The 22,205-nt window shown below is 65.5% G+C and carries 17 protein-coding genes and 1 CRISPR repeat array; of the genes, 12 read left to right on the forward strand and 5 right to left on the reverse strand.

What is annotated here, in order from left to right:
• Window positions 1-105 precede the first annotated feature (105 nt).
• Window positions 106-1,242: an aminotransferase class V-fold PLP-dependent enzyme gene (locus Q1L50_RS14025; protein ID WP_300339771.1), complete on the reverse strand. Its 1,137-nt coding sequence runs from the start codon at window positions 1,240-1,242 to the stop codon at window positions 106-108.
• A gap of 412 nt (window positions 1,243-1,654) precedes the next feature.
• Between Q1L50_RS14025 and Q1L50_RS14030 the strand changes: the two genes are divergently transcribed.
• The 6 genes from Q1L50_RS14030 to Q1L50_RS14055 all read left to right on the forward strand — a co-directional run bounded on the left by Q1L50_RS14030 (window position 1,655) and on the right by Q1L50_RS14055 (window position 10,274).
• Complete coding sequence (locus tag Q1L50_RS14030; RefSeq protein ID WP_300339773.1) at window positions 1,655-2,617, forward strand: DUF808 domain-containing protein; 963 nt, start codon at window positions 1,655-1,657, stop codon at window positions 2,615-2,617.
• Between the two features lie 378 nt (window positions 2,618-2,995).
• Window positions 2,996-5,377 carry an AsmA family protein gene (locus Q1L50_RS14035; protein ID WP_300339775.1) on the forward strand — a complete coding sequence of 794 codons (2,382 nt, stop codon included), beginning with the start codon at window positions 2,996-2,998 and terminating at the stop codon, window positions 5,375-5,377.
• 273 nt (window positions 5,378-5,650) lie between these two features.
• Window positions 5,651-6,520 (forward strand): caspase family protein, encoded by an 870-nt coding sequence (locus Q1L50_RS14040; RefSeq protein WP_300339777.1) that lies wholly within the window; start codon window positions 5,651-5,653, stop codon window positions 6,518-6,520.
• A 108-nt stretch (window positions 6,521-6,628) separates the two neighbouring features.
• Complete coding sequence (locus Q1L50_RS14045) at window positions 6,629-8,059, forward strand: pyridoxal-dependent decarboxylase (protein ID WP_300339778.1); 1,431 nt, start codon at window positions 6,629-6,631, stop codon at window positions 8,057-8,059.
• 146 nt (window positions 8,060-8,205) lie between these two features.
• Window positions 8,206-9,756: a diguanylate cyclase gene (locus Q1L50_RS14050; protein WP_300339780.1), complete on the forward strand. Its 1,551-nt coding sequence runs from the start codon at window positions 8,206-8,208 to the stop codon at window positions 9,754-9,756.
• Between the two features lie 29 nt (window positions 9,757-9,785).
• The gene (locus Q1L50_RS14055) at window positions 9,786-10,274 is read left to right on the forward strand and encodes a DUF1499 domain-containing protein (protein WP_300339781.1); all 489 of its coding nucleotides are present in this window, start codon (window positions 9,786-9,788) and stop codon (window positions 10,272-10,274) included.
• 37 nt (window positions 10,275-10,311) lie between these two features.
• Here Q1L50_RS14055 and Q1L50_RS14060 read toward each other — a convergent pair whose 3' ends face one another.
• From Q1L50_RS14060 to Q1L50_RS14075, 4 genes are read right to left on the reverse strand one after another with little or no spacing between them, the layout of a single operon-like run.
• Window positions 10,312-11,976 (reverse strand): DEAD/DEAH box helicase family protein, encoded by a 1,665-nt coding sequence (locus tag Q1L50_RS14060; protein WP_300339783.1) that lies wholly within the window; start codon window positions 11,974-11,976, stop codon window positions 10,312-10,314.
• Window positions 11,973-12,170 (reverse strand): HNH endonuclease signature motif containing protein, encoded by a 198-nt coding sequence (locus Q1L50_RS14065; RefSeq protein WP_300339784.1) that lies wholly within the window; start codon window positions 12,168-12,170, stop codon window positions 11,973-11,975. Before Q1L50_RS14065 ends, Q1L50_RS14060 begins: the two co-directional genes overlap by 4 nt.
• Window positions 12,167-12,442, reverse strand: a complete 276-nt coding sequence (locus Q1L50_RS14070) for a helix-turn-helix domain-containing protein (RefSeq protein ID WP_300339786.1) — start codon at window positions 12,440-12,442, stop codon at window positions 12,167-12,169. The genes Q1L50_RS14065 and Q1L50_RS14070 overlap by 4 nt, the downstream gene beginning before the upstream one ends.
• Window positions 12,443-12,458: 16 nt before the next feature.
• Window positions 12,459-12,881, reverse strand: coding sequence for a hypothetical protein (locus tag Q1L50_RS14075; RefSeq protein WP_300339788.1), 423 nt, complete (start codon window positions 12,879-12,881; stop codon window positions 12,459-12,461).
• A 27-nt stretch (window positions 12,882-12,908) separates the two neighbouring features.
• Between Q1L50_RS14075 and Q1L50_RS14080 the strand changes: the two genes are divergently transcribed.
• The 6 genes from Q1L50_RS14080 to Q1L50_RS14105 all read left to right on the forward strand — a co-directional run bounded on the left by Q1L50_RS14080 (window position 12,909) and on the right by Q1L50_RS14105 (window position 22,045).
• The gene (locus tag Q1L50_RS14080) at window positions 12,909-13,223 is read left to right on the forward strand and encodes a hypothetical protein (RefSeq protein ID WP_300339790.1); all 315 of its coding nucleotides are present in this window, start codon (window positions 12,909-12,911) and stop codon (window positions 13,221-13,223) included.
• Entirely contained in the window at window positions 13,220-14,191 is a 972-nt protein-coding gene (cas1, locus tag Q1L50_RS14085) for a CRISPR-associated endonuclease Cas1 (protein WP_300339792.1), read from the forward strand. Before Q1L50_RS14080 ends, cas1 begins: the two co-directional genes overlap by 4 nt.
• A gap of 213 nt (window positions 14,192-14,404) precedes the next feature.
• Window positions 14,405-15,910: direct repeats of the CRISPR family, unit length 36 nt; unit sequence GTCCATCACACCTGCCCGCTGACAGGGCTTTGTGAC.
• A gap of 149 nt (window positions 15,911-16,059) precedes the next feature.
• Window positions 16,060-16,896 (forward strand): hypothetical protein, encoded by an 837-nt coding sequence (locus Q1L50_RS14090; RefSeq protein WP_300339794.1) that lies wholly within the window; start codon window positions 16,060-16,062, stop codon window positions 16,894-16,896.
• A 53-nt stretch (window positions 16,897-16,949) separates the two neighbouring features.
• On the forward strand, window positions 16,950-17,999 hold the full coding sequence (locus Q1L50_RS14095; protein WP_300339796.1) for a hypothetical protein: 1,050 nt from the start codon (window positions 16,950-16,952) through the stop codon (window positions 17,997-17,999).
• A 3-nt stretch (window positions 18,000-18,002) separates the two neighbouring features.
• The gene (locus Q1L50_RS14100; RefSeq protein WP_300339797.1) at window positions 18,003-19,043 is read left to right on the forward strand and encodes an RAMP superfamily CRISPR-associated protein; all 1,041 of its coding nucleotides are present in this window, start codon (window positions 18,003-18,005) and stop codon (window positions 19,041-19,043) included.
• A complete protein-coding gene (locus Q1L50_RS14105) occupies window positions 19,040-22,045 on the forward strand; it encodes a hypothetical protein (RefSeq protein WP_300339799.1) in 3,006 nt (1,001 codons plus the stop codon). The genes Q1L50_RS14100 and Q1L50_RS14105 overlap by 4 nt, the downstream gene beginning before the upstream one ends.
• Window positions 22,046-22,205 lie beyond the last annotated feature (160 nt).

Consider the following 22,205-nt stretch of genomic DNA (forward strand, 5'->3'; position numbering starts at 1 on the left):
CTGAGCACATCCGATGCCGTCACGCGTCCGCGAAACAAGGCCACCGACGCACGCGCTGCCACGAGCAGCGACCACGGCTGCTGAACACCACAGCAGCCAGTAGCCCTATGCTTCGCCGCCCAGCGCATCAAGCGCGTCGGCCAGACTGCGCAGCGTGCGGTCGGGATGGTGCAGCTTGTCAAGGCCGAACAGACCGATGCGGAAGCTGTGGAAATCGGCCGGCTCGTCGCATTGCAGGGGAACGCCGGCAGCGGTCTGGACGCCGACCTGGACGAATTTCCTGCCCGACTGGATGTCCGGATCGTCGGTGTAGCTGACGACCACGCCAGGCGCCTGAAAGCCCTCCGCGGCTACGCTCTTGAAACCCTTGCTGGCGAGCAACTCGCGCACCCGGCGACCGAGTTCCTGCTGCTCCCTGCGTACCCTGTCGAAACCATAGCTCTCGGTTTCGAGCATGACGTCACGCAAAGCGGCCAGGGCGTCGGTAGGCATCGTGGCGTGGTAGGCATGACCACCGCTCTCGTAGGTTTCCATGATCTGCATCCACTTCTTGAGGTCGCAGGCAAAGCTGCTGCTGCTGGTCTCGTCGATCATCGCGCGCGCACGCTCGCCGAGCGCGACCAGTGCGCAGCACGGCGAGCCGCTCCATCCTTTTTGCGGGGCACTGATCAGCACGTCGACGTCGTTGGCGACCATATCCACCCAGACAGCGCCCGAGGCTACGCAATCGAGAACGAACAGGCCGTCGACGGCACGCACCGCCGCGCCGACGGCGCGCAGGTAGTCGTCCGGCAGGATCATTCCGGAGGCCGTTTCGACGTGCGGCGCGAAGACGACAGCCGGCTTCTCGGCACGGATGCAGGCCACCACCTCATCGATCGGCGCGGGAGCGAACGCTGCATGCCGCTGTTCGTCAACCGGGCGAGCGACCATCGCGACGCTCTCGGAAGCGATCCGTCCCATGTCGAGAATCTGCGTCCAGCGGAAGCTGAACCAGCCATTGCGGATGATCAGGCACTTCTTGTCGGTGGCAAACTGACGGGCAACGGCTTCCATGCCGAAAGTGCCGCTACCGGGAACGACGATCGCCGTCCTGGCGTTGTACACCGTCTTGAGAATTCGCGAGATGTCCTTCATCACGCCCTGGAAGCGCCGCGACATGTGATTGAGGGCGCGATCGGTATAGACCACCGAGTATTCGAGCAGCCCATCGGGATCAGGTTGGGGAAGCAGTGCAGGCACGATGGTCTCCAGTCGGAAAGGCGAGGTCAGTGAATTGCGGCCAGCGCAAGAGGCGCAGGATAACGCCAAGTCGCGACCGGGCGCTAGTCGCGGGGTCCGACGAAGGCGAGCAAGGTGGCGCCACGCCTGGAGCGTGGAAATTCGCTTTCCGGGCAGCCGCCGATCCGCCTGCCGTACCGCACGACAGCACGGAGCAGGGTACACTGCCGTCGCTTGAACGCTGCGGCGCCGGGTCGATCGCGCATCGGCAAGGCGCGTCGCCAGCGCTGTTGAGCTCGGGATGAACCTGCATCGCCCGGCGACCGGGCCGGACGAGCAGGAATCATCAAGGGTCATCAAGAACCACCCACCAACCACTTGCAACGCTTGCTGCCGCGACCTCGGCAGATCTTGCCCTGAACTGGAGACCGCGATGGCCGGAGCCAGCCTGCTTGCCCTGATCGACGACATTGCGACGGTCCTTGACGACGTCGCGCTGATGACCAAGGTGGCGGCCAAAAAGACCGCCGGCGTACTCGGCGACGACCTGGCCCTGAACGCACAGCAGGTGTCCGGGGTGCGGGCCGAGCGCGAGTTGCCGGTGGTCTGGGCGGTCGCCGTCGGTTCGCTGAAGAACAAGCTGATTCTGGTCCCGGCGGCGCTGGCGATCAGCCGCTTCATGCCGACGGCGGTGATGCCGCTGCTGATGATCGGCGGCCTCTACCTGTGCCTAGAAGGCGTCGAGAAGCTGGCCCACAAATGGCTGCATGACGACAGCGACGAGCACGCGCAGCACGCCGAGAAACTGGCGGCGCTGGCCGATGAAGGAATCGATGTGGCGACCCTGGAAGCGGACAAGATCAAGGGCGCGATCCGGACCGACTTCGTCCTCTCGGCCGAAATTGTCGTCATCGCGCTGGGCACCGTCGCCAGCGCACCGTTCGCGACGCAGGTCGCGGTGCTCTCGGGTATCGGCCTGATCATGACCGTCGGCGTTTATGGCATTGTCGCCGGCATCGTCAAGATGGACGACCTCGGGCTCTACCTGCTCAACAAGAGCGGCGCGCTGGCGCGAACGATCGGCAAGGGTCTGCTGCTGGCGGCACCGCGGCTGATGAAAGCACTGACGGTGATCGGTACGGCGGCGATGTTCATGGTCGGCGGCAGCATCCTGAGCCACGGCATGCCGCCAGTGCATCATTTCATCGAACACGCCGCGGACCTCGCCGGCACCGTCGCCGCCGTCGGCGGCGCCTTCAAGGCGTTCACCTCGATCGTACTCGAAGCGCTGGTGGGAATCGTCGGCGGCAGTTTGACGCTGCTGGGCCTGCGGGCTTTCGCGGCGACGCGTGCCGCGCTCAAGGGCAAGCGCAACGAGCCGCCCGGCGCTCAGTGAGGGCCTGGCGTGGCCCTGCTGCATGGGTGCGCCGGCCAGCGCTGGCCCTCTGCAACCTGAACGGCAAGCGAAGCGCGCCAGACAACGGCCTTGTCGACAGGGCCGCTTCGCCACTATGCTGCCGCTGATGTCCCGGCGCAGCACGGCCGTCCGGCATCGCGCCGAGCGTCAGCGGAAGGTGTCAATGATTTCTGAACAGCAGCTTGCGGGCGGGGATCGCGGCCGCCACCCCGCGCCGACCGGGGCGACGCAGCCATTCGCCGAGGCCACCGCCGCTCGCTTGGCCGGAGCGGCGGCTACGCGCAACCTGCCTCGCGCCGCCGACGCTGCTCGCGACCGCACGCCGCGCGCGCTGGCGGGCCAGGGGAGCCAGGGTCGATGACAGATGCGAGCCGCCGCGTCCTGATCATGATCGCCGCCGTGGCGGTGTTTCTGGTGCTTGCCGCGGCCATCGCCATCGCGCTGATCGATGTCAACCATTACAAACCGCAGATCGAACAGGCGGTCAAGACGCACACTGGTCGAACGCTTCGACTCAAGGGTGATCTCGGGCTTTCGATCGTTCCCGCGCTCGGGATCACGCTGCCGGCCAGCAGCTTGTCGGTCCGGGGCAGCGAAGCGGAGTTCGTCAGCTTCGCGTCGGCGCGGGTAACGATCGCCCTGCTGCCCTTGCTGCGCCAAGCCATCGTCGTGGAATCGATCGACGTCGTGCAAGCCCGGGCGACCCTGGTCCGGCACCGGGACGGCAGCATCCGCGTCGACGACGCGCCTGACCAACCCGCGGCAGCAACCGCGCCGGAGGCCCCGGCACACCCCGCGGAGGGGACCGCGGCCGGCGGCGAGTCGGCGAATTGGGAAGTCGGTCGCTTGCTGCTCAGCGACGCGACGATCACGCTCCGCGACGAAACCGGCGGGCAGACGATGACGCTGTCGGTCATCAAGCTGGAGACCGGCCGGCTGGCGCCAAGAAGCAGCCTGCCGCTTTCCTTGGCAGGCCACCTGGAATCGACCTCGCACAAGCTGGCGGGCGAGATCGAACTGACGACGAAGGTAGACCTTGATCTGGCCGCGTCGGCTGTTGCCGCGACCGACCTCAAGCTCAGCTTCGCGGGGACGCGCGAGCAGCAGCCCTTGCGCACGTCGATCACCGCCGGCCGCCTGTCGCGGCAGGGCGAGGCGATCAGCGCCGCGCAAATCAGCGTCCGGGCCGACGGAAAGCGCGCAACCGACGACTGGACGATGGCGGCCAGCAGCACGGGGTTCACCTTCGACAAGGAGGTGATGAGCAGTGCGGCGATCGAAGCCAGCGCCTCTCTGGCCGGCGCGCAGGCGGGCGCACCGTCAGTTGACGGGCACCTCACGCTCGACGGCGTCAATGGCTCGGCAGCGTCGATGCGCGCCGAGCAGTTGGTGCTCACCGCCCGCCGCCGCGATGGCACGGGGAAGCTGCAGGCGCGGCTGGCGGGTCCGCTCAGAGCGAGCATCGACGACTGGACGCTGGCGATGCAGCGATTCGATGGCCAGATCACCATTGAAGACCCCTTGCTGCCGGAAGGAAAAGCGCAGCTCGCGCTTGCCGGCGCCATGCAGATCGATGCCAGGCAAGAACGGATCGACCTGCGTCTGGCGTCCAGCGCGACCGATGCCCGCTTAAAGGGGACCATCCAGATCAAGGGCTTCGGGAAACCCGAGATCGGCTTCGAAGTCGACGCCGAGCGACTCGATGTGGACCGTTTCCTGCCGCGTACCCGGCCGGTGGCTGGCAAGGCTCCGCAGGTGGCGGGCGGCATTGCCGGTCAGGCAGGCACGGCGGCAACAACGGGGGCAGCCACGAGGGCTGCCCCCACGGATTCGGTTCCGGCTCGTGCGTCGGCTCCGGCGTCGGCGCTGGCCGATCCGGGCGTCGACTGGTCGCCTTGGCGCGATCTGCGGCTCGACGGCAGGCTGCAGATCGGGCAACTGCAGGCGCGCGGCATCAAGGCCAGAGCTGTCCGCGCCAGGGTGCGCAGCGCCTCGGGCCGCAGCACGATCGGGCCGGCGAGCGCGCAGCTCTACGGCGGCACGGCGAGCGGCGGCTTGACCCTGGATGCGCAGGACAAGCGTATGGCCCTGAATCTGACGCTGACCAATGTCGAACTCGGCGCGCTGGCGCGCGACGCCTGGAACCGCAACGACCTGAGCGGACGAGGCAACATCGAGCTGGCGCTGACCACCGGTGGCCGGTCGCGGACCGAGATGACTCGCAACGCAACAGGAACGGCGGCTTTCGCCTTGCGCGACTATGCGCTGGTCGGCATCGACCTGTCGGCGGTGCTGGGCCAGGTCAAGGGAGCCCTGACCGGCGGCGGGACGCAGTCCGGCAAGATCGACCGCTCCAAGCGCACGGTGTTGTCGCGCCTGACCGGCACCATCACGCTCGCCGACGGCGTTGCGCGCAACGACGACCTCGAAGGCGCAGCGGCACAGCTCGGGCTGCTGGGGCGCGGCCAGTTCGACCTGCTGTCGAACAACCTGGATTACACCCTGCGCGTGACGGTGACCGCCAATCCGGTCCAGAACTCGAAGCTGCTGACGGCATTGGTCGGGATCACGGTTCCGGTGCACGTCAGCGGCCGATCGGATGACCTGCGCTACTCGATCAGCCTGACCGATGTCGCGGCCGATGCCATTGCCCGTCGCGGCTTTGGCGTCGGCGCGACGGTTATCGAAGAGGCCGAAGGCTTTCTTGGCAGGATCCTGGGCCGCGGCAGGAAGAAGTGAGCGCCGCAGCGGCCAGGGGCTGACGACAGCCTGCGTCAGGTCATGCTCGGCGACGACCGGCTGCCCGAAGTCGCCGTTGGTCGTCTGCCTCAGCCCGACGAGACGCCCCTGGCTGCTTCCGGCGGGCGGTAGTCGATCGGCAATCGGGACCGGCTGAAGAGCGAGGAAAGGCCAACCCATTGCGGCTGGCGAATGATCAACGCACAATGCGGTGGCGATCGATGCCGCACCGTCGCGTATCCCTTTTTCTGCGGCTTTGAGAGGAGACAAGCCATGGCTTCGAAGAAAGCCCTTTTCGTGGGCATCAACAAGTTTGCCGGTTATCCGCAGTTCGCGCTCAATGGCTGCGTCAACGACGCCAAGGACATGGCCGCGCTGTACAAGGATCTGCTTGGTTTCACGAGCAGTGAAATGGCCACCCTCACCGACGCGCAGGCGACCAAGGCCAACATCATGGCCAGGCTGACGACGATGGTCGCCGACGCCAAAGCGGGCAAGCTCGACTATCTGGTGTTCAGCCTGTCATCGCACGGCACCCAGATGAACGACACCAGCGGCGACGAGCCCGATGGCAAGGACGAAGCCTTCGTACCCTACGACATTGCCGAAAAGAGCGGCGCGTGGGACCCGGACCACATCATCTGCGACGATGAACTGCACGATCTTTTTGCGCAACTGCCGGCCAATGTCCTGCTTGAAGTCTATCTCGATACCTGCCACAGCGGCACCGGCCTGCGTGGCGCCGAATTCGGTCTGCACGCGCCGAAGGCCCGCTTCGTCGCGCCGCCGGATCACGAGTTCGACCAGAAGCCCGCCAGGATGCGTGGCTTCACGCTCAACGCAGCTCCCTCGGATGCTGGCAAGCAAGAATCCGCCAGCGCCCGCAAGGCCGCCGTCGCCGGCGCACACCACCTGCTATGGACGGGCTGCAAGGCCAACCAGACAAGTGCCGACGCCTACTTCAACGGTCGTTACAACGGCGCCTTCACCTATTATTTTGTCAAGGTGATGCGCGATAGCCAAAACAAGCTTTCGCGCAAGAAGGTCATCGCCAAGATGCGAACGCTGATGAAGAGCAGTTTCGCGCAAACGCCACAGCTGGAAGGCAACGCCACCAACCGTGGCCAGGCGATCGCCTACTGACCAGAGCAGGCCGCCGAGGGTCTCACGTTTTCGCTGGTGCGTCTGATGGAATCGCACCCGCGCCGGCGCGCCACCCTACGCTGTGTCCCTTTCCGAGGAGCTTCGCGCATGCGCTCAGAAAGCAGTTCGACAGCCGCCGCAGTAACGGAACAAGCGCTGGTACGAGCACACGCGCTGGCCAGCGCCTTTCTCCAGTCCTTGCCCGAGCGCCCAGTCGCTGCTCTGCCGTCCCCGGACGAAATGGCGGCGGCGCTCGACGAACCGCTTCCGGAAGCCGGCTGCGACCCCGCCGCGGCAATTGACGAATGGTTCGCGCGCGCCGAACGCGGCATCACCGCGTCGCCAGGGCCCCGCTTTTTCGGCTTCGTGACCGGTGGCGTAACGCCAGCGGCGCTCGCCGGCGACTGGCTGGCGTCGGCGATCGACCAGAACGCCGGGCTGTGGGCGAGCAGCCCGGCGGCGGCGCAAACCGAACTGGTCGTCCTGCGCTGGCTCAAGGAGCTCTTTGGCTTGCCGGCGGACTGGGCCGGCGCGCTGACCAGTGGCGCGACGATGGCCAACCTCGTCGGCCTCATCGCCGCGCGGCAATGGGCCGGCCGGCAGCTCGGCTTCGACGCCGCCGGCGATGGGCTGGCCGGTCAGCCACCGATCCCGGTGGTATCGAGCACCGAGATCCACCTCAGCGCCGTCAAGTGCCTCGGGACGCTCGGCCTCGGCCGCAATCAGCTGCGCAAGGCGGCCGCCCCGGGTGGCTCGGTCGACATCGCGGCGATGGCCACCCTGCTGCGCGAGGTCGCCGGACCGGTGATCATCGTCGGCAACGCGGCGGAGGTAAACACCGGCCAGTTCGACGACATCGCCGCGCTTGCCGACCTGCGCGACGCGCACCCGGGTGGCGCCTGGCTGCACGTGGACGGTGCCTTCGGGCTTTTCGCCAGCGCATCGCCCCGCTTCGCGCATCTCGGCCGTGGCATCGAGCGCGCCGACTCGGTGGCCTCGGACGCCCACAAGTGGCTCAACGTGCCGTATGACAGCGGCTTCGCCTTCGTCCGGGACGCGGCAATCCTGCGCGAGGCCTTCGCCGCCGGCGGTGCCTACGTCCTCGGCAACGCCGGCTGGGACCCCTTCACGCACGTTCCCGAAATGTCGCGCCGGTTCCGCGGACTGGCCGCCTGGTGCGCGCTCAAGGCCTTTGGTCGCCAGGGCTACCGGGCGGTCGTCGAGCGCTGCGTGGACAACGCCGCCGCCTTCGCACGGTGGGTCGAGGCCACTCCCGGCATCGAACTGATGAATCCCGCAGCGCTCAACATCGTCTGCTTTCGCATCCTTGGCCGGGGACGCGACGAAGCGGCGACCGGTGAACTCAATCGCACGGCGGTTCGCGCGATCCAGGGCGACGGCCGCGCCTTCGTCACCGGAACGGTCTGGAATGGCCACGCCGCGATTCGCGCCGCGTTCGACAACTGGCAAACCACGCTCGACGACGTCGCACTGCTCCAGGGAGCCGTCGCCGACGTGGCCAGATCGCTCTCGGGCTGAACGGGCATTGACCGCTGACGACAAGAACCGGCACGGCCCGCCGCGGCGGCGAACCGCCTTGCGGGCGGCTGACACGGAACGTCTCCGCAGCGGAAGACCATTGAGACCGATCGTCCTCACCAGCGGCCCTTGCGAAAGGCAAGCAGATGCCACCGTCTCTCCTGGCTCGTAACAACCGCGCGGCGATGCTGTCGGCGGGTCAGTTGCGTCGACGCTACATCATGGCGCTATCGCTGATCGCCATGCTGACCCTCGCGACGCAAGGCGTCATGCAAGTGCTGATCGCCGACCAGAAGTACGACTCGCGCGTGGTGAACATTGCCGGCAGGCAGCGGATGCTCGGCCAGAAGATCACCAAGTTGACCCATTACCTGTCCACCGCCGAGTCGGCCGATGAACATTCGCGCTATCGCCAGGAACTTGAAGACGCCTTCAGCCTGTGGCAACGTTCGCACGCTGGACTGCTGGCGGGCAACGCCGAGATGTGGCTTCCCGGGCGCAACAGCGACGAGGTGACCGCCCTCTTCGCAGATGTTCAACCGCACCATGAGGCCATGGTGGCCGCCGTGCAGGCGATTTTGTCGCCCGCCGGCAACGCCACAGCGCTCGCCGAAGGCATCGCTCGCCTGAAGGAACATGAAGCTGATTTTCTGAGCGGCATGAGTGACATCGTCAGCCGCTATGAACGTGAAGCAAACGCCAAGGTCGAGTTCGCCAGGTGGCTTGAGTTCGGGTTGATGAGCATCACCCTGCTGGTCCTGGTGCTCACCGCCGTCTTCATTTGCGCTCCGGCAACACGGCGCATCCAGCGAGACGTTGACGAGCTCGCCGATCGCGAAGAAGATCTGGAGCGTCTCTTCTCGGCAAGCCCAACCGCGCTGCTGCTGGTCAGCGGCGACCAGCTACGGATCTTGTACGCCAACCAGAAAGCCATCGAACTCTTTGGGCTGCCGCTGGAGGAAAGCAGCAGCGACACTCTGCGAACCTATCTGGGCACCGAGCACGAGGCCAACCGAAACTTCATCACCGGGATCAGCGCCGGCGCGAGCGTCAACGAACACGAGGTGGTCCTCGTCGACTCGCGCGGCAAGGTGTTCGAGTCGCTGGTGTCGGTTCGCGCCATCAGTTTTTCCGGCCAATCCGTTCTTGTGCTCGGGATCACCAATATCAGCGAACTCAAGAGCGCGCAACTGACGCTGGAACACTACGCCACCTTCGATGAACTGACCGGGCTGCTGAATCTACGTACCGGCCTGATGGTGCTTGGCAAATCGATCTCGAGGCTGAAGCGGGACGGCGGTCGGCTGACGGTCTGTTTCGTCGATCTTGATGGGCTGAAGACCACCAACGACAACTTCGGGCACGCCGAGGGCGACTGGTTGATCAGCACCGTAGCCAGGGTGTTGACCGGAGGAATTCGCAGCAGTGACGCCGCCGTCCGGCTCGGCGGCGACGAATTCCTGCTCATCTTGCACGACTGCTCTCTCGACGAGGCCACTCGCCTGCTCGGCCGCGCCGAAATGCGTCTACAAGAAATCGCCGCGGCTGAACACAAGGCGTTCCCGATCGGCTTCAGCCATGGCCTGGCGAGCTACACGCCGGAGCGGGACCCGACGCCGGACGAGCTGATCTCGGAAGCGGACGGTCTGATGTACCAGGCGAAGCAGGAGAGGAAGCGGCGGCACGCATGCTCGTGAACATCCTCTTCCCAAGAGCAGGAGCCTGCATGCAGTTCCTCAAGTGGATCGGGATTGCCGTGGCTACGGTCGCTGCGCTGGCCTTGATCGCCGGCCAGTTCGGCCTGCTCGCGGGCACGCCTCCCGACGGCCTGGGCGTGCACCAGGGCAGACTCAAGCCACCCTCCCCAAACCCCAACAGCGTCAGCAGCCAGGCCCTGCTGTGGCCCGACCATCCCCAGCGCGAGTACGCTGAAATCGCGCCACTTGCCCTGCGCGGCGACGGGCCAGCCAGTATCTCGACGCTGAAGAGACTGTTGCAAGCGGAGCCTGGCGTGACCATCGCCGAAAGCCGCGCCGACTACCTCTACGTCCGTTACACGTCACGCCTCATGAAGTTCGTCGACGACGTCGAGTTCTGGTTCGACCCCGCGCATGCGGTCATCCAGGTGCGCTCGTCATCACGTCTCGGGCGCAGCGATTTCGGGGTCAATCGCCGGCGTATCGAAACGCTGCGCAAGAAGCTTGCGGCATCATGAGCTTCGAGCCAAGCGACCCCTCGAGCAGTACGCCTGCTCAATGGGCGACGAGAATCTTCCGCAGCCGCGCCCAGCTTTCGTCGGGTAGCGTCTGGAGGATTTTCACCAGCCTGCTATCGCCGCTCTTGAGGATCAGATTGCGAACGGCGGGCGCGATCTCCTCGGCGGCCAGCACCTCGCTCTCATCGATGTCCATGCCGCGGACAATCGCCCCGGCACGCAAGGCCTCGTCGAGCGTCAGCGAGAAACTCTGCGTGAAGCTGGCGCCGCAGGCATGGCAGGCCGTTGCCGTTACCGGGTTGAGCGCTCCGCAATCGCCACAGGACTTGAGCCGCTGCGGCCCGACCGGGAATTCATGGCCGCATTTGGCACAGCGTCGCTCGCCGAGCGCGCATTCGTGGCCACACGCGGGACAGCGTTTGCTCTTCGGCTCGCCGGATGCGACGCGCGCGGCGAGCGACATTTCGTTTTCGACGCGCCGCGCAAAGGTCTCCAAGGTCGCGAACGACGGCATCACCACGTAGGCTCGCGTATCGTCGTCGTGACCGGCCGTACGAACGACCCGCCCGATGGCCTGGCGAAAAGCCAGTTCGGTGAGAGCGTTCGGCAGGTAGACGAGAACGCGCAGGCGCTTGATGTCCACCCCTTCCGAGACCATCGCCACCGACACCAGCCAGCGTTTATCGGTGTTGCGGAAGGCGCGGATGCGCGACTCGGGGTGCGCCAACTGGCTGTGCACCAGGAGCGGCCTTTCGCCCTCGATCTGCTCGATCAGGTCGACCATGTACTCGGCCATTTCGATGGACGGCGCGATCACCAGACCGCCGGCGTCGGGCATGCGGTGACGAAGGTCGCTCAGTTTCGCGCTGCCCCACTCGAGCATCGTCGCCTGGTAGCCGGAGAGCAGTGGCGTCTCGCCGTCGCGTTCGAACTGTGGCGTACGCGCCAGACGATAGAAGTCGAGCGCCGTCTGCAGGCCCGGGATGCGCGCCAGATCCGGCGGCAGCGTGGCCTTCTGGTGCCCCGAAACCTGTACCGAGTGGCCGCCCTCGAGATCGACGGAAAACCGTCCCTGATGCCGATGAAAGGTCACCGGCCGGCAGTAGCCGAGGTCCACCGCATCGCCGTAGGTCAGCGTGTAGGTACCTTCCTCCGGCTGGTCGATGGCGCCGGCGTCGTCGTAGGCGAGCCAGATCGACTGCGCACCGTCCGAGCGAATCGGGGTACCCGACAGAACCAGCACGAAGCTCGCATCGGTAAACGCACTGTCGGCGCTATCGCCCCAGGCGGCCTCGATCGCCGCGTGATGATGTTCGTCGCAGATCACCAGCACCCGCGCCGCGCGACACACTGCCTGCAGTTCCGGCTGCAGGCCCTGAATCGCCGCCCAGGTGGCGCAGACATCGATGCCCAGTTCGCCGATGTCGCCGTCACGGGCGGTCACCTTGCCCATGTGGCGGCCGCTGACGCGTCGGAAATCATCGGCCCACTGGCTGACGATCTCGGAGCGCGGCGCGACGACAATCACCCGTTCGATCTCGCCGAGTTCGATCAGCGTCTGAGCGATCGCGCAGGCGGCCAGCGTCTTGCCGGCGCCGGGCGCGGCGTTGATCAGGAAGTGGCGGTCGACCCGTTTCTGGACCAGCCAGGCGATCGCCTTTTGCAGCGCCTGTTGTTGCCACGGACGAAGCTGTAGATTCATTTCGCACCCTTGCGCAGGTTGCAGGTGGCGCACAGCGCCTGCCCGTTGTCGGTGACGGTTCTGCCACCGCGCGAGAAAGCGACGACATAGTCGGCGTGAAACGGCTTGCCAAGTGCGCCGCCGCAACGCTGGCAGCAGCCACCGGCACGCCACGCGAGCACGCCTTTTTGAAGGCGATTGAAAGCCCGTTTCATTTGCTCACCCAGTATTCGGTCAACTGCACCTCGCGGACCGGCAGGTTTGCTGGCGGCTGCAAGACCGCGTGCCGATTGACCCTTAGCGCGGCCGCCGCATAGCTGACCAGGCGCGACTCGATGACGAAACCCTGGCGGCGCATTTCCTTGATCAGATCCGGCAGGTTGGCGACGCCATAAAGCACCATCGCCTCCAGTCGGGTAAGCGCTTGCCCCGACACCAGATGCTCCTTCGCGGCCATCGCCAGTCCGTAGCGCAAAGCCTTCATCATTCTTCTCCCGTGTCAGTCAAGCCACCAGCCACTCGCTGGGACGAATGCCACCGCAACCATCGCTGCTCTCCCAACCCATCCGGTTCCACTCCCGGCACAGCGTGCGCCAACCGCCGTCGGCCAGCGCCACGTCGACCGGCAGAATGTCCAGTGTCTGACGTTCTGCCCGCAGTTCGTACCCGCCGGCGTCGTTGTCCAGCGCGAACAGCTCGACCAGCGACGATGCGCAGGCCAGCACCTCGGCGGCCGAGGCGTTCGCGCCCACGGCCTGCCGCAGTTCCCGGTAAATCGCGGTGACCTTCGCCGACTTCCGCATCGTCATCTCCCGTTGTTGTCGTCCCAGACAGGCAACGCAGGAAGCGGGACGAATTTCAAAGTTGCTTGCGCGGCCAGCCACCGCTGGCGCCGTTTGCAAATCCGCGTCGGCGAAACGTTGCACGGGTAGTGGAACTACTTTGAAACGACGATGACAACGCTTTCGCATCCCGACGACGATCAGCCCTCGGCCAGCCATCCGGCGCGCGCGCAGCCGGTGTACATCGCCTACGACATATCCGAATGCCGCCGACGAAATCGCCTGCACCGCTTGCTGCACGGTTTCGGCGAACCGGTCCAGGAATCGCTATTCCTGTGCTGGGTCGACGCGCCGCGCCAGCAGCGGCTCCGGGTTCTGCTCGACGACTTCCAGCGAGCGCCGCACAGCGGCGAGGAGAAAATCCATTGCATCACCGCCCGGCCCGGTACGTCGCCGGCACCGGCGAACGAATGGATCCTTGAATGAGTAGGGTGCTCTATATCGATCGTCACGGCGTCAAGGTTGGCGCCTCGCAAGGGCGCCTGACGCTCAAGACCCCGGATCAGCAGGATCAGAGCGTGCCGCTTCAGCAGCTCGAACAGGTCATCGTGCTGGCGCACGCGCACTTCAGTCATGACGCCATAAGCAGCTTGCTGAGGGAAGGCATACCGGTCGTCTTTTCTGGTCTGCGCGGCGGTTTTCGCGGCACCCTGTCGGGCCAGGCCGGGCGCCAGGTGATGCGCCGCAAACGTCAGTTCCAGGCGATGGACGACCCGGCCGGGCGTCTGACCATCGCCCGCGCGCTGGTGCAAGCCAAAATACGCGGCCACGGCCGACTGTTGCGGCAATGGCGACTGCCCGCTCAGCACGAAATCGCCGCCGGCTTGCTCGCCAGCCACCACTGCCGGGACCTCGACAGCTTGCGCGGCCACGAAGGCGCTGCGGCACGAGCGTTTTTCGACGGCCTGCGTCAGCACCTGGAAGCGAGCCCATTTCGTTTTGAGCAGCGCCGCCAGCATCCGCCGCCCGACCCCGTAAATTCAGTGCTGTCGCTGACCTACACCCTGCTGCTCAATGAGGTCGAAGTGGGTGTTGCCGCCGCCGGACTCGACGCGGCCGCCGGCTTCTACCACAGCGCAGACAATGGCCGGCCGACGCTGCTGATGGATCTCGTCGAACCGCTGCGACCGCTCGCCGACCGGCTCAGCGGCAGGCTGTTGAAGGCCGAACTAAGTCCCGACGACTTCGAGATCGATGGCGACTGCTGTCATCTACGGGATGGGCGGAGGGGAATCGTCTACAAGGCCTGGGAGCACCTGCTCGCCGGTAGCGTCGTCTGGCGTCGGGAAAACACCTCATGGCGCCGACTGATTCACCTGCAGGCGCGAGAACTTGCGCACTGGCTAGACGGTAGCATCACCGCCCCGCGCTTCTGGCATCTCGACGATGCTTGATGCCGGCAGGTGAAGTGCTAGACTCAAGCGCGTCGCATTTGCTGCTCTTTGACAAGCTGGTTTGCCTCGGGGCGTTCACCCCGCTGTAAAAAATTGATAGATCACAGGAAAAACTTTCCGAGTGATGATGGATGCATTTTCTGCCCGATTTCCGACTCCGTTCACCTTTTCCGCCCTGGAAAGGCAGGCGGGGCAAGGGTTTCAGAAAGCGCTGTCCATCACACCTGCCCGCTGACAGGGCTTTGTGACCTGCCGGCGGTGCGCCCTTACCGCCGGCGCTTTCGCGTCCATCACACCTGCCCGCTGACAGGGCTTTGTGACTGGTGTGGTCGAGCCTGCTGACGAGCCTGCTGGTGTGTCCATCACACCTGCCCGCTGACAGGGCTTTGTGACTGGAAAGAGGCGCGAGAGGTCTTGTCCGCGGTGTCATGTCCATCACACCTGCCCGCTGACAGGGCTTTGTGACAACAACACGGTGAGCGCCAATCACAGGTCCTTGCTCGTCCATCACACCTGCCCGCTGACAGGGCTTTGTGACGACCGTGCAGAGGTTACCGGCCTTGACCGTGCAGGTCCATCACACCTGCCCGCTGACAGGGCTTTGTGACCGGTTGTCTTGGGTGCCGCAGAATCGAACCAAGCCATGTCCATCACACCTGCCCGCTGACAGGGCTTTGTGACAGATCAAACGAATCTTCGACTGGAGTGAAGGCTTGTCCATCACACCTGCCCGCTGACAGGGCTTTGTGACAGTGAAAGTCCCAACAACAGGAGTGTGCCGGGCTCGTCCATCACACCTGCCCGCTGACAGGGCTTTGTGACTTGTACGCCCGTTGAGTGGCAGGGGCCGCGTTCTTACCACCAGCGGTCTCGCGCATGGTGGTCCATCACACCTGCCCGCTGACAGGGCTTTGTGACACCGTGCAGTAGGAGTCGGCCGTGACCGTGCAGTCGTGTCCATCACACCTGCCCGCTGACAGGGCTTTGTGACCCGAGTAGGGTTCTCGATGACCGTTGTGTCGCCGACCTTGTCCATCACACCTGCCCGCTGACAGGGCTTTGTGACTTGAGACTGTCTAGCTTCCCCTGCCCGTGCGCATATGCGGTCCATCACACCTGCCCGCTGACAGGGCTTTGTGACGATACCGTCGAGATTGACAGCGCCAAGCACAAGCGGTCCATCACACCTGCCCGCTGACAGGGCTTTGTGACGTGATCGGTGCGACCCCGACCGTGCCTCCGAATTGGCGTCCATCACACCTGCCCGCTGACAGGGCTTTGTGACCCAATTCCGTTCAGCCAACCGTGCAGGCCCCCACCGCGTCCATCACACCTGCCCGCTGACAGGGCTTTGTGACTTGCTGACTTGTTTCCGCTGCGGGTTCCGGCTATCGCGTCCATCACACCTGCCCGCTGACAGGGCTTTGTGACTCGTCGCGCCGTGCCGTGGAGCTTGCGGCGCCGAAGTCCATCACACCTGCCCGCTGACAGGGCTTTGTGACGCGGGTAGTAGCACATCAGGACCTCAGCAGGGTTCCGGTCCATCACACCTGCCCGCTGACAGGGCTTTGTGACATGCGGATGGCTTTTGCGACCTCGGCATGGGCGCAGTCCATCACACCTGCCCGCTGACAGGGCTTTGTGACAGGAAAGCCCTCGGACGAGGAAACCGGCTGGACTCATGTCCATCACACCTGCCCCCTGAAAGGGTCGTGTGGCGCCTTGCCTCCGCTGGCCAAGCGGCCCGACATCCCTCCTGCGGAAGCAAACCCTCCTCTTCGCCTGTGCCCTCCCCGCACAGGCTTTTAATTTTTGCCTTCCTTGTTTCGTTGCCTGCCTATCAACCGACTTGGGGCATAATCGACAACATGACAAACGGCAGCCATTTCTGCGGTCTGGAAGCTTTCGGACTGGACCTGCATTTCACGGCCGTCGGTCGTGGTAGTGGTTTTGCCGGGGCGGCGTGGCGAGGCCTGATCGGGCAGGCTTTATTTGACGCGGTCTGTTCGTTTTCGGCGCCGACCTGCGCCACGTGTCCGGCACTTGGTGCCTGTACTTACCCGAAGTTGTTCAAGCCGCTCGCCGACACGGCCTTGCCGCCGTTCTGGCTGCACGGCTGGCAGCGTGGCCATGCTGGCTGGCGCGTCGGCATCCGCTGGCTCGGCGCCGGGAACGGTTTTTCGGTCGGCGAATGGCTGGCCGCACTGAGCGCCGATGGCGCGAAGCTGTGGTTTGGCGGCGCGCCGGCGCAGTTGGAGCACGCAAACGTACCGGCAACGGCCAGGCGCGCCTGGCGGCGTGGCGAGGGCTGGGTGAGCATGGCCGCGGCGCTCGACCTGACCGGCGATCAGCCGCCGCCGTCTGCATGCCGGGTGCACTTCTTCACGCCGCTGGTCAGCAAGCACTCTGGCGACCCGCTGTATGGTGCCCTGCACACGCGCCTGCAACGGCTTGTGCAACAGCATGGCGATGGCGCCGAGCTGCCGCGACTGGCGCTGCCATGGCGTTGCCAGGTGCTGGCGCAGAAGCCACGGCGGATTCCGCTCGCACGGCGACTGCTCGCCGGGACCGAATGGGAACTCGAACTGAACGAGATAGACCCTCGTGCCTGGCCAATGCTGCGCGCCGGGGTCGAACTGCATGCCGGCGGGCAGACCGGCATGGGTTGCGGGCAGTATGAAATCCTTGCCGTCGCCGAAGGCTAATCGGCTGCGGCCAAGCTTATCGTGCGCACATGATCCTGGGAGGAACAACAAGAATGAATGCACCGGAGATGCTTTCTCGCTTGCGCACGCCGCAGGCAGACGGCCTGGTCCTGCAGCTGAAGACGCTCACCCCGCTGTACACGGGTGGCATCGGCCAGCTCGGCGACCAGGTTCATCCGTCCAACCTGCTCGGTGGCATCCGGCAGATGTCATGCCTGGTGGCGCGCACGCTTGGTGATGACGGTTTTGAGCGTGCCGTGTGGGGCAATGCCGGCACCGGCCAGGCGAAGGCCGAGGCCAAGCAGGTGGCGCTGCGCTGGGAAACTGCCGGCCTTGAAGCCGTGAAGCTCCCCGAGATCGTCAAACTGCCCAAAGCGACAGGCGGTGACTCGCGCTGGTATTTCAATTCGGCTTTTGAGGGCCAGCTTGGCCTGCAGATCTCGAGGCGCGGCATTGCCGATGCGCACTGGCAGCTTCTGACCCTCGGGCTGGCGATCCAGCTCCGTCACGGTAGCTTTGGCGCCAAGGATCAGTTCGGTCTGGGTGTGCTCGCACTCGCCGAGGGAACGCGGCGCTTCGCCGTGCCTCTGGACACCGCCAGCGATTTGCCCAAGGTGGTGCCGGCTACGCCCGGACAACTCAACCTGCTGCGACATGCCTTCGGCCGACTGCGTTTTCGCATCGCCCCCGGACAGCGCCCGATCCTTAACCGCTCCACGGCCTTGAATCTGGCGCTGGCCACCCGTGCCACCTTGCGCAACGCCCTGCGCGCCAGGCCCGACGCATCCGGCACCGAGCAGGCCCGCCTGACGGTGTTGCGCCACCAGATGCTCGGCAAACTCAATCAGTTTGGCAGCGCGGTGAATGTCTCGGCCGCCTATGCGACAGAAAGCGGCGTCGAAGTGCGTCTCGCGGTGGCGCTCAAGCCCGAGGTGGCCGCCGAGCGTAGCGAGGTGATGAAAGCCTTTGCCGCCGCAGCGGTCAATATCGACGCCATGATCGAGCGCATTGGCTATCGCGTCGATGGCAAGATCGATTGGGAATTTGGTGGCGCACACTTGAGTACGCGTGCGGCCTGGCTCAACAAGCTCGCAGGAGTCTGAATCATGAATTTCGAACTGCTCGCAGAGGAAGCTCTGGCCATCGAGTCCGGGGGAATCGCCGCCGCCCAATGGAGCTGGCAAGCCCACGCCGCGCACTTGCGACGCGGCGTGGTCAAGCCCGAAGACCTCACCGGCCGGCGCAACGACTTCATGATCCGCCACGCGATGGAACTGCAGGGCGTCGAACTCAAGGAGGTCCTCGACGACCCGAAGAAGGCTCGCGGCAGCGCCCGCGCACTGCCGTGTGCGACGCGCGAGATCGATCGCGCCTGCTTGCGCCTGACGCCCGTCGACAGCAGCGTGCTGCCGGCGTTTTCCGCGGCGGTCACGCTGCGTTTTCGCTTGCTGGCGCCGCTGCTGACGCGTGACGACGACCCCTTCTATCTCTTCGACAATCCGGTCCGCAAGGACCACGTCTACGGCGTACCTTTCCTCGCCGCCGCTTCGCTCAAGGGCCTCGCGGCGGACGCCTTCCAGCGCGGCTTCCCGCATGAACGGCCATGGAAGGCGCTGGGCAAGGACGACCAGCTCAGGACCATGCACTACCGCCAGGACAGCGCTGCGGCCAAGCGCTTGTTCGGCATCGCCAGTGACGATCCGGCACAACTGGCCAGCGAGGCCGGCCGGCTGCATTTCTCGCCACTGTGGTTCTCGCACGTGCAGTACCTGGTGATGAACCCGACCAGGACCGACGGCAGCGGCATCGGCACGCAGCCGATCCAGTTCGAGGCGGTGGCGCCGATGACGGAAAAAGGCAAGCCGGTGCAGGCCGAGATCAACTTCTTCTACTTCAATCCGGCCGGCGCCAAGGACTCGGACGAAGCCACGGCGCGCGCCGACCTCGCCTGCTTCGTCGGCGCCCTGGCGGCCTGGTGGCCCGCGCTGGGCCTCGGCGCCAAGCGCCTTGCCGGTTACGGTGCGATCGCCCCGCTGGCTGCCACCTGCCGCGCCACCGGCTACCCGGACATGCCGCAAGCGCTCGAGTTTTCCGGGGCCGAGAGCTGGCGGCAACTCGCCGAGCGTATCGCGAAGGGCAAGGCATGATGGCGCCCTTCGACGACAACGCTCGCCGCCTCATTCTCGCCGCCGAAATCGCCGGCCTGCTGCACGATCTGGGCAAGCTGCACCCTGGCTTTGCCGGCGAAATGCTGGCGGGTGGGAAGAAACTCAGCAAGGCGACGACGAAATCCTGCCACATCGAGGCAGCGCACGGCGCCGTCCTGGAGACTGGCCGTGTCTATCCGGATGCCGGCGAAATCGCTGACAAGCCCGAACTCGCCGCGGTGCTCGCCGGACTGCTGGCCGACCCCGACTGGGCTGCGGCACTGGCACTCCCCGCCGGATGGCTCAAGCCCGGCGCCGTGCAGGCGACTGGACTGGGCGCCGCGTTGCGGCAACACCATGCTGCCAACGCCTTTCCCGCCGACCAACTGTCCTTTCTCGGCGATCTCTATACCTTCGGCGCCGACATCCGTGATTCCGCGCTCGACAAGGGATCCGGCGGCTCCGAGGGCAGCGAGCAATCGCCGGCGCACGCGGAAATCGCCGACGCTTTCGGGCAAATGCGCGACCCCTACTCGAACGATTTGCTTGCCGCACGTTGGGATGAAGCGATCGCCGCCATCAGCAAACGGGTCTTCTCGCCCCTGGCTACGCAGGACATCGCGCGAACCCGCCGTGCGCTCGTGGCCGACTTGCAGGGGATTTTCGGCAAGGCGCTGGCTGAAACACGCCGCCCGACCAACGACGTCACCTTGTGGCACCACGCGCACTCTTCCGCCAGCTTCTTCAAGGCGGCCACCGCCGAGGGCGTGTTGCGCACCGATTTCAGCGCGCTGCAGAACGACCAGGGCCGATTCGACATTCCGCAACTCGGGCGAGTCCGCTTCCGTCTGCTCGGCGTGCGCTGGGATTGGCAGGCGCTGACGCGCGGCATGCTCACGACGACGGCGCTGGTCAGTCTTTCGGGACGGCGCCGCGAAGTAGTCGATGGTCTGCGCGAGCTCGTCGAGGAAGCCTCGCCGGTCGGCAACATCATCTACGAAGACGACGACGGTGTTCTGATCCTCGCGCCCGCTTTCCACGAGGACGATAGCGCCGCGTCCGACCTGCTCTTTGCCCGCCACATCCTCGACCCGCTACAGGAAGCGCTTGCCCGCTGTGTCGAGCCGCTCGGCATTGGGACGCCGTTCCGCGTGTGCTGGAGCGCACCGGCCCTCTACCTCACGGACTACGCCGAGGCCTTGGGGCTGGACCCGGACAGCTCTCGCCAGCGCAGCCTGCAGGCCGGGGAACTCGAGCTGCAGGTACTCTGGAATGCGGCCAACGCCGAGCAAGGCCGGCTGATGCAGATTTGCCCGCAGTGCGGCCTGCGCCCGGCCGAAACGCGTGAGTACGCGCTGACCGAAAGCCGCAGCCGCGTCCAGACGCTGTGTGACGACTGCACAGCGCTGGCCGACCGCGACGCCAAACGTCAGCGGGCACGTCATCTCGCCGGCGAATTCGGCTTCCGCAGCAGCGTGAGCAGCATCGAAGAACTGGCCGACGGCGGTGACAGCAGTCGCGTGGCGCTGATCTCGGTACAGGTCGACGCGGGCGCCATCGCTGCCGGTGCCACCTTGATCACCCAGCTGGCGCGGCCACTGGCGTCCCTGCGTTCAGGCCTGGCGGCGGCAGACGACAAGCAGCGGGAAAACAATGAGAAGCACAAGAGTGCAAACCTCTCCTGGCTCAGCGACAGCAACACGCTGGGCGACTGGTTCGACGTGCTTCTTGCCGGCTTGCGCACCGGCGAAATGCCCGCCAAGGACCATGCCATTCTCGCCCCCGCTCTGCTCGGCGAGATCTACTGGCTCAGGGACAACGACGGCCGCAGCGCCGCAGCCAACGCGGCACAGAGGGCGCTCGAGGTGGCCGAGGGTTTCTTCCTGCGCGAATCGGCCGCGCTGCCCGACGAGTGGCGACTCGCCCGCCACGATGGCGATCGCCTTGCCCTGTTCGCCATGCGCAAGCATGCTTCCCCCGCGCGCCTGCAGCGTCTCTGGGATGACCTGCGTGAGCTCTGGAAGGAATTGGCGAATGAAGTCGCCGGCACACTCGACGGTCGCCTGCTGCCACTGAGCCTCGACGCGCGCGGCCTGCGCTTCATCGTCGCCGCGACCGACGCCGACGCCACCGTGGAAATCATTGCGCGGCTGCTGGGGCAGCGACTGTCGAAGGTGCGCGGCGGCCTCGCCGCCCATGTTTCCTGCGCCGTGATGCGGGCGAAGTTCCCGCTCTACGTCGCGCTCGACGTCCTCGGCCGACTCGACGCCCGCGTGCCCTTGGTGCCGCACCAGACCTGGCGAGTCGAATCGGCGCGCAAGTCGGCGAATGGCCGCACCATCGACATCGCCTGGAGCACGCCCCAGGGTGAAGTTGATTGGCGCGTCGACACCGCCACCGGCGACCCTGCGCAGAACGACCAGTGGCACCCCCACGTCATCGCCAGCACGCGTGCCGGCAAGCGGGTCTCTGGCCCGGAACGACTGACGCATGTGCTTGACCTGCTGCCCGGAGACGAAGCGCTGCTGCCGCCGATGACCTTTGACTTCCTGGTTCTCGAAGGCTCGGCCCGCCGGCATCAGGTCGCGTATCACCGCGAAGGCGAGCAACTGCGCCGGCCGCACTGGGTGCTCGGAGAAACCGGGCGCGCGCCCTTGCTGCTCGAGGGCTTCGCCGAGTTTTCGCGCCTGGTCAAGGACACGGACTGGGACGCCTCGAAAGTCAAGGGTCTGCAGGGCGAGATCGTCGAGACCTACGAGAAATGGGTGCGCGACGCTCCCGCTGCACTGCGCCCCGCCGGCCGCGATGCCTGGCACGCCCATCTACGCAACATGCTGCTGCGCTACGTCATCGGTGAGCATGCCCCGGCACGACGCGAGCGCCTGTTCAGCGCGATTATCGACGGGCGCTTCTTCGACGCCGTCGAATGGACCACTTTCGTATCCAAGTCTACACAAGGCCGCGGTGGGCGACCAAGCGATAGCAAAGCCGCTCTGTTATGAAGAAATTATTCATATCCATGATTGATGAGGTGTCAGACCCAATGCTCTCAACGTATCAGAACAAAGTCATACCCCGTTCTTGTAAGCATGTGATAAATGTGGCTTTTGCGTGAATTTTCTGGGGGATGACCGGTTTGGTTTAATCTGGACGAGGTTCTTG

Origin of the sequence: Accumulibacter sp. (genome assembly GCF_029255145.1) — a bacterium.
Lineage (GTDB): Bacteria > Pseudomonadota > Gammaproteobacteria > Burkholderiales > Rhodocyclaceae > Accumulibacter.

Coding starts and splice junctions, on each gene's coding strand:
- Q1L50_RS14030 (WP_300339773.1), top strand. CDS start 1,655: ATGGCCGGAGCCAGCCTGCTTGCCCTGATCGACGACATTGCGACGGTC.
- Q1L50_RS14035 (WP_300339775.1), top strand. CDS start 2,996: ATGACAGATGCGAGCCGCCGCGTCCTGATCATGATCGCCGCCGTGGCG.
- Q1L50_RS14040 (WP_300339777.1), top strand. CDS start 5,651: ATGGCTTCGAAGAAAGCCCTTTTCGTGGGCATCAACAAGTTTGCCGGT.
- Q1L50_RS14045 (WP_300339778.1), top strand. CDS start 6,629: ATGCGCTCAGAAAGCAGTTCGACAGCCGCCGCAGTAACGGAACAAGCG.
- Q1L50_RS14050 (WP_300339780.1), top strand. CDS start 8,206: ATGCCACCGTCTCTCCTGGCTCGTAACAACCGCGCGGCGATGCTGTCG.
- Q1L50_RS14055 (WP_300339781.1), top strand. CDS start 9,786: ATGCAGTTCCTCAAGTGGATCGGGATTGCCGTGGCTACGGTCGCTGCG.
- Q1L50_RS14060 (WP_300339783.1), bottom strand. CDS start 11,976: ATGAATCTACAGCTTCGTCCGTGGCAACAACAGGCGCTGCAAAAGGCG.
- Q1L50_RS14065 (WP_300339784.1), bottom strand. CDS start 12,170: ATGAAACGGGCTTTCAATCGCCTTCAAAAAGGCGTGCTCGCGTGGCGT.
- Q1L50_RS14070 (WP_300339786.1), bottom strand. CDS start 12,442: ATGATGAAGGCTTTGCGCTACGGACTGGCGATGGCCGCGAAGGAGCAT.
- Q1L50_RS14080 (WP_300339790.1), top strand. CDS start 12,909: ATGACAACGCTTTCGCATCCCGACGACGATCAGCCCTCGGCCAGCCAT.
- cas1 (WP_300339792.1), top strand. CDS start 13,220: ATGAGTAGGGTGCTCTATATCGATCGTCACGGCGTCAAGGTTGGCGCC.
- Q1L50_RS14090 (WP_300339794.1), top strand. CDS start 16,060: ATGACAAACGGCAGCCATTTCTGCGGTCTGGAAGCTTTCGGACTGGAC.
- Q1L50_RS14095 (WP_300339796.1), top strand. CDS start 16,950: ATGAATGCACCGGAGATGCTTTCTCGCTTGCGCACGCCGCAGGCAGAC.
- Q1L50_RS14100 (WP_300339797.1), top strand. CDS start 18,003: ATGAATTTCGAACTGCTCGCAGAGGAAGCTCTGGCCATCGAGTCCGGG.
- Q1L50_RS14105 (WP_300339799.1), top strand. CDS start 19,040: ATGATGGCGCCCTTCGACGACAACGCTCGCCGCCTCATTCTCGCCGCC.